General features: G+C 55.7%; 5 protein-coding genes, 1 tRNA gene and 1 pseudogene. All 7 read left to right on the top strand.

The window, feature by feature from the left end:
* Nucleotides 1-215, top strand: a pseudogene (locus VGU61_RS18430) (efflux transporter periplasmic adaptor subunit); the annotation flags it as partial.
* Entirely contained in the window at nucleotides 212-3,295 is a 3,084-nt protein-coding gene (locus VGU61_RS18425; RefSeq protein WP_326860703.1) for an efflux RND transporter permease subunit, read from the top strand. The pseudogene VGU61_RS18430 and the gene VGU61_RS18425, both read left to right, overlap by 4 nt.
* A gap of 168 nt (nucleotides 3,296-3,463) precedes the next feature.
* Nucleotides 3,464-3,550 (top strand) — tRNA-Leu (locus VGU61_RS18420).
* 29 nt (nucleotides 3,551-3,579) lie between these two features.
* Nucleotides 3,580-4,929 (top strand): trigger factor, encoded by a 1,350-nt coding sequence (gene tig / locus VGU61_RS18415; RefSeq protein WP_326860702.1) that lies wholly within the window; start codon nucleotides 3,580-3,582, stop codon nucleotides 4,927-4,929.
* A 36-nt stretch (nucleotides 4,930-4,965) separates the two neighbouring features.
* Nucleotides 4,966-5,592 (top strand): ATP-dependent Clp endopeptidase proteolytic subunit ClpP, encoded by a 627-nt coding sequence (gene clpP, locus VGU61_RS18410; RefSeq protein ID WP_326860701.1) that lies wholly within the window; start codon nucleotides 4,966-4,968, stop codon nucleotides 5,590-5,592.
* 160 nt (nucleotides 5,593-5,752) lie between these two features.
* On the top strand, nucleotides 5,753-7,021 hold the full coding sequence (gene clpX / locus VGU61_RS18405; protein ID WP_326860700.1) for an ATP-dependent Clp protease ATP-binding subunit ClpX: 1,269 nt from the start codon (nucleotides 5,753-5,755) through the stop codon (nucleotides 7,019-7,021).
* Between the two features lie 262 nt (nucleotides 7,022-7,283).
* The coding region (locus VGU61_RS18400; RefSeq protein ID WP_326860704.1) for an LON peptidase substrate-binding domain-containing protein at nucleotides 7,284-7,434 on the top strand (151 nt) is incomplete at its 3' end.

Genomic DNA, 7,434 nt, shown 5'->3' with positions numbered 1-7,434 from the left:
CCGTCTGGGTGGTCGACAACGGCGTAGTAAAGCTCACCCCGGTGCAGGTGGCCGGCGCATCCGGCAACGATATCCTGCTCGCCAGCGGCGTATCCACCGGGCAGACCGTCGTGACCGGCGGCGCCAATCTGCTTAAGCCCGGGCAAAAGGTCAGGATTCTTGGTGCGGACACCTCCGTCAACGGAGACAACAAGGTCGCCGGGGCCCCTAAATGAAAAGCGGGTTCAATCTGTCCCGCTGGGCGCTCGAGCACATCCCACTGACCAGGTATCTGATCGTCGTTTTGCTCATCGGCGGCGTACTTGGCTACAGCAAGCTTGGGCAGGACGAAGACCCGCCGTTCACCTTCCGCGCCATGGTGGTACGGGCAATCTGGCCCGGTGCGACCGCATTGCAGATGGCCGATCAGGTGACGGACAAGCTGGAACGAAAGCTGCAGGAAACTCCGTACATCGACAAAATCCGCAGCTATTCAAAGCCCGGCGAAACGCTGATCATCCTGCAGTTGCGCGAATCAACGCCGCCGAAGGAAACGCCTGCTGCCTGGTACCAGGTGAGAAAGAAAATCGGCGATATCCGCGGCACGCTGCCACCTGGGGTCATCGGGCCGTTCTTCAACGATGAATTCGGCGATACCTATGGGTCGATATTCGCGCTTTCCGGCGACGGATTCAATTATGCGGAAGTCAAGGATTATGCCGACTTCGTGCGGCAGCAATTGTTGCTCGTGCCGTCAGTTTCCAAGGTTGAATTGTTTGGCGTACAGGAAGAACGAATCAACATCGAGTTCTCGCACAAGAAGTTTGCGCAGCTTGGCGTGCCTTTCGAGGCCATCGTCACACAGTTGAATGCACAGAACAGCGTCGAGGCCACCGGTGTGCTGGTAACGCCGACTGACAATCTTCAGGTTCGTGTGACGGGTGCAATGCAGACCGTGCGCGATCTTGAAAATCTCGAATTGCGCGCCGCCGGCACCACGTTCCGTCTGGGTGATTTCGCGACCGTAAAGCGGGAATTCCGTAACCCGCCGCAAGACAAGATGCGCTACAACGGTAAGGAAGTCATCGGCCTCGGCATCTCGATGGAGAAGGGGGGCGACATCATCGACCTCGGTCGCAATCTGCAGAAAACCGTGGGCGACCTGAAAGGCAAACTACCGGTCGGGATCGAGCTGGAGCAGGTGTCCGACCAGCCCCGGGCAGTGACTTCGTCCGTCAACGAATTCCTTCGCACCCTGGCGGAAGCGGTCCTGATCGTGATGGCGGTTAGCTTCGTCGCACTCGGACTGCATACCAAACCATTGCGGCTGGATGTGCGGCCCGGACTGGTGGTGGCCCTGACGATACCGCTGGTGCTGGCGGTAACGTTTCTCTTCATGCGCATTTTTAATATCGACCTGCACAAGATTTCCCTTGGCGCGCTGATCATTGCGCTGGGGTTGCTCGTGGACGACGCGATCATCGCGGTGGAAATGATGGTACGCAAAATGGAAGAGGGCTTTTCCCGTTTCGATGCCGCGACGTTCGCGTACACATCCACCGCCATGCCCATGCTCACCGGCACGCTCATCACTGCCGCCGGATTCCTTCCCATTGGACTGGCGAAATCCGCTGCCGGCGAGTACACCTTCTCCATGTTTTCGGTGAATGCCCTTGCGCTGTTGATCTCCTGGTTCGCCGCCGTTTTGTTCACGCCGTACATCGGGTATGTATTGCTGAAAGCAAAGCCCGCGTCGGGCGCCGGCGGTCATCATGAATTGTTCGATTCGCCGTTTTATCGGCGCTTCCGGAAGCTGGTGGCATGGTGTGTTGAATGGCGCAAGACCACGATCCTGCTGACGCTGCTGGTATTCGGGCTGGGTGTTTTCGGTTTCAAGTTCATCGAGCAGCAGTTCTTCCCTGATTCCAGTCGGCCGGAACTGATGGTCGAACTCTGGATGCCGGAAGGGACCGCATTTGCCGCAACCGAGGCACAGGCGAAAAAATTCGAGAATTTCATCCGCAGGCAGGATGGCGTCGAAAGCGTTACCTCCTACGTCGGCACTGGAAGTCCGCGCTTCTATCTTCCGCTTGACCAGATATTTCCGCAAACCAATGTGTCCCAAATCGTTGTGCTGCCGAAGGACCTGCAGGCAAGGGAAGCGCTGCGTCTCAAGATTGTAGACGCCTTCAAGAACGACTTCCCCGAAGTGCGTGGCCGGGTGAAATTGCTGCCGAATGGCCCTCCCGTACCTTATCCTGTGCAGTTCCGGGTTTCCGGCACCGAGGTCGCGACCGTACGCGCGATCGCCGACCAGGTGAAGGACGTCATGCGTTCAAATCCCAATGCGATTGGGGTGAACGACAACTGGAACGAGTCGGTGAAAGTTTTGCGGCTCGATCTCGATCAGGATAAGTTGCGCGCACTCGGCATCAGTTCGCAGGCCGTGATGCGTACCGCCAATACCATCCTCAGCGGCACGACGATCGGCCAGTTCCGCGACAGCAACAAGCTGATTGATATCGCCATCCGTCAACCGGTGGAGGAACGTTCAACCATTACCGCGCTCAACGCCGCCAATATCCAAACATCGACAGGCAGATCCGTGCCGCTGTCACAGGTGGCACGTGCCCAATTCGTCTGGGAACCCGGTGTGGTCTGGCGCGAGGGAAGGGAATGGGCCATTACCGTGCAATCCGACGTGGTGGACGGCATCCAGGGGCCGACTGTATCCAGTCAGATCGATCCGGAGTTGAACCAGTTGCGGCAGGCGCTGCCGGCTGGTTATCGGATCGAACTCGCGGGAGCGGCCGCAGACAGCGGCAAGGCACAACAATCGATTGCCGCCAACGTGCCGCTGGTGATATTCATCATTTTCACGCTGCTCATGCTGCAACTGCATAGCTTCTCGCGTGCGGTGCTCGTGTTCCTCACTGGGCCGCTGGGAGTGGCCGGGGCCGCCATGGCGCTGCTGCTTCTGCAGCGTCCGTTCGGATTCGTGGCCCAACTCGGCGTTATCGCCTTGTTCGGCATGATCATCCGAAATTCGGTCATTCTTATCGACCAGATAGAACAGGATATCGCAGCAGGTGTTCCTGCTTGGAACGCCGTGATCGAATCGGCAGTGAGGCGATTCAGGCCAATCATTCTCACCGCGGCGGCGGCGGTGCTGGCGATGATCCCGCTGTCCCGCTCCGTGTTTTGGGGGCCGATGGCAGTCGCGATCATGGGTGGACTAATCATTGCCACGGCATTGACCCTGCTGTTTTTGCCGGCGCTCTACGCGGCCTGGTTCAAGGTAAAACGACCGGCCTGACCCACCCCGGAGATGGTCCCGCAGCTGAAAAATCGCGCGACCACTTAAAAAATCCAGTAAAATTCGCGGCTGAAGTTGAAGAGCTACCAACAAGGCTTAACAGGGCGACCGGATTTCACTTCATGGTCGCCCTTTGCTTTTGTGCATGATCAAGGCAAGCATATTCCCGCGAGGATGGCGAAATTGGTAGACGCACCAGGTTTAGGTCCTGACGCCAGCAATGGTGTGGGGGTTCGAGTCCCCCTCCTCGCACCACAAAATTCCTCATTTTTTGGACGATTCACATGTCAACTGCAGTCGAAACCCTGGATAAACTCGAGCGCCGCATTACCATCACTCTGCCGCTGGCAGACGTACAGGCAGAAGTCGAAAAACGTCTGAAGATCCGTGCCCGCACCGCGAAGGCGCCGGGTTTCCGTCCAGGCAAGGTGCCGATGAAGATGGTCGCCCAGCAGTATGGATATCAAGTTGAAACGGAAGTCCTGAACGACAAGGTCGGCCGTGCATTTAGTGACGCCGCCACGGAAAATAACCTGCGCGTGGCCGGCCTGCCGAAGATCGAACCGAAATCCGGTGAAGGCGTTGCCGAAGGCGCAGTGGCATTTGATGCCACGTTCGAGGTTTACCCGGAAGTCAGGATCGGCGATCTGTCGACCGCCGAAGTCGAGCGTGTGACAACCGAAGTCTCCGATGCCGAAATCGACAAGACAATCGACATCCTGCGCAAGCAGCGCGTTCACTACCACGTCAAGGGCGAGCAGGGCGCTCATGGCGACGGCGGCGCTGACCAAAGTGCACAGAGCGGCGACCGTGTTACGGTCGACTTTGTCGGACGCATCGACGGCGTCGAATTTCAGGGCGGCAAGGCCGACGATTACGCATTCGTGCTCGGTGAAGGCCGCATGCTGCCGGAATTTGAAGCCGCTGCAACCGGCTTGAAAGTCGGCGAGTCAAAGACCTTCCCGTTGCCTTTCCCAGCTGACTATCATGGCAAGGATGTTGCCGGAAAAACCGCCGAGTTCACGATCACGATGAAGAAGATCGAATGGGCGCACATGCCGGAAGTCGATGCGGAATTCGCCAAGTCTCTCGGCATTGCCGACGGCGATCTGGCAAAGATGCGCGAAGACATCCGGACCAACCTCGAACGCGAAGTGAAGAACCGTGTCAAGGCGAAAACCAAGGACAGCGTGATGGATGCGTTGATCAAGGCCTCCGAACTCGACGTGCCGAAAGCCCTGGTCGAACAGGACGTGGAGCGCCTGGTTGAAATGACCCGTCAGGACATGGCACAGCGCGGCATGAATGCCAAGGACATGCCTTTCCCTCCAGAGCTTTTCACGCCTCAAGCAGAGCGCCGCGTACGCCTCGGCCTGATCCTGGCCGAAGTCGTCAAGACCAACAATTTGCAGGCAACTCCCGAACAGGTCAAAGCGCAGGTGGAAGATTTCGCGCAAAGTTACGAAGACCCGCAGCAGGTGCTGAAGTATTATTACAGCGACCGCCGTCGTCTTGCCGAAGTCGAGGCCCTTGTTTTGGAAGAAAACGTCGTTAACTATGTTCTGAGCAAAGCCAAGGTGACCGACAAGCCGGTCGCATTCGACGAATTGATGGGCAACAACGCACAGGCGTAACTTGTTTGTGCAAACCGTCTTCAAAAGGAAAAGCACATGTCAGGACTGATAAGGAATTCCGCACTCGATACCGAAATGCTCGGCATGGTGCCGATGGTGATCGAGCAGAGTGGCCGGGGCGAACGCGCCTATGATATTTATTCGCGCCTGCTCAAAGAGCGGGTGATCTTTCTGGTCGGTCCAGTCAACGACCACGCTGCAAATTTGATCGTGGCTCAGTTGCTGTTCCTGGAAAGTGAAAATCCGGACAAGGATATCTCCCTCTATATCAACTCGCCCGGCGGGTCGGTGTCGGCAGGCATGGCGATCTTCGATACAATGCAATTCATCAAGCCTGACGTCTCGACCCTCTGCACGGGCTTGGCTGCTTCGATGGGAGCGTTCCTTCTAGCCGCCGGCGCCAAGGGCAAGCGTTTTTCACTGCCCAACTCGCGCATCATGATTCACCAGCCTCTTGGCGGTGCGCAAGGTCAGGCAGCGGACATCGAGATTCAGGCTCGTGAGATCCTGTATCTGCGTGATCGTTTGAACCATATTCTTGCGGAAAAAACCGGCAGGAGCGTGGAACAAATCAGCAAGGATACAGACAGAGATAATTTCATGTCCGCAGAAGATGCGGCTGAATATGGCATGATTGACAAGGTGCTGACTACACGTGCCTAAGTGATCAGTCCTCGCGGAACACGCCCGGACGTCACTGCGTTCGGGCGTTTTTGTTTTGGCGCGACGGATTCCCGGACCTGACCCGTTTTATTGAGCGGCGTCGTGACGAATCCGGAATTCGCAGGTAATATCGAATCCATCCCTACACATACGTTGCCCCATGTCTGATAAAAAATCCTCCAGCGGCGAAAAATTGCTTTACTGCTCTTTCTGCGGCAAGAGTCAACACGAGGTAAAAAAGCTGATTGCGGGTCCATCTGTATTCATCTGTGATGAGTGCATCGACCTGTGCAATGACATCATCCGTGACGAGGCATCCAGCATCGAGTCCGTCGCCGGACCAAAATCCGATTTGCCGACGCCTCAGGAAATTTTCGAGTTGCTCGGACAATATGTGATCGGACAGGAGACCGCAAAGCGCATCCTGTCAGTCGCGGTCTACAACCACTACAAGCGCCTGAAGCATCTGGGCAAGAAAGACGAAGTCGAGCTTGCAAAGAGCAACATCCTGCTCGTCGGTCCGACCGGGTCGGGTAAGACGCTTCTTGCGCAAACACTTGCGCGCATGTTGAACGTGCCGTTCGTCATCGCCGATGCAACGACGCTTACCGAAGCCGGCTATGTCGGTGAGGATGTCGAGAACATCATTCAGAAGCTATTGCAGAATTGCAATTACGAAGTGGAGAAAGCGCAGAAGGGCATCGTCTACATCGACGAGATCGACAAGATCTCACGCAAGTCCGACAATCCCTCGATCACACGCGACGTTTCCGGCGAGGGCGTCCAGCAGGCACTTCTGAAGCTTATCGAAGGTACGATGGCTTCGGTGCCGCCTCAAGGCGGCCGCAAGCATCCAAACCAGGATTTCGTGCAGATCGACACCACCAACATCATGTTTATCTGCGGTGGCGCCTTCGATGGACTTGCAAAGATCATCTCCAACCGCTCCGAGAAGAGTGGAATCGGTTTTGCTGCCAGCGTGAAAAGCCAGCAGGAGCGTACTGCAAGTGAGGTATTGCTCGATGCAGAACCAGAGGATCTGATTAAGTTCGGCCTCATTCCCGAGTTGGTCGGACGATTGCCGGTCGTCGCAACTTTGAGTGAACTAAACGAAGAAGCCCTAATCCAAATATTGCTTGAACCCAAGAATGCCTTGATTAAACAGTATGCAAAGCTGTTACAGATGGAAGGGGCAGAATTGGAAGTTCGGCCGGCAGCATTGCACGCGATCGCCCGCAAGGCGCTCGAGCGCAAGACTGGCGCACGGGGTTTGCGTTCCATTCTCGAGCATGCATTACTTGATGTAATGTTCGAGTTGCCTAGTCAGCATAACGTTGCCAAAGTAGTGATCGATGAGAACACGATTACCAATGGCGCCAAACCTTTGTTGATCTACCATGAGCAGCCTAAGGTTTCGGGAGCGAAATAAGCTCCCGGTACGGGATTCTCAAAAATGTAGCGGTTACAGTCCACTTTTTGCCTAGAAGCAGTACAATTTGTCTCACAACAATTATTTCCGGCTTCCACCGAAAAGCCACCCGAAGGCGACTTCGCGTGTGGCTTTTTTTATTGCAGTTTTGTATTGCACTTTAGTAAGCGAATTAGGGATTTTTTTGTTTCCGCTTGGACTTGAGTTTTTGGCTGCCATGCCAACATCATTAACAAGCTTTTAGACTTAGAAAAGGTTCGCCATGACGACTTCTACAACATTTACTGAACATACCCAACTGCCGCTGCTGCCGTTGCGGGACGTCGTTGTTTTCCCGCATATGGTGATCCCACTATTTGTCGGTCGTCCCAAGTCGATCAAAGCATTGGAAGCTGCTATGGAACAGGGCAAGA

Origin of the sequence: Noviherbaspirillum sp., assembly GCF_035944575.1 — a bacterium.
Taxonomy (GTDB): domain Bacteria; phylum Pseudomonadota; class Gammaproteobacteria; order Burkholderiales; family Burkholderiaceae_D; genus Noviherbaspirillum.
The sequence above is the reverse complement of the archived record's forward strand: the minus strand, read 5'-3'. Positions and strand labels throughout refer to the sequence as shown.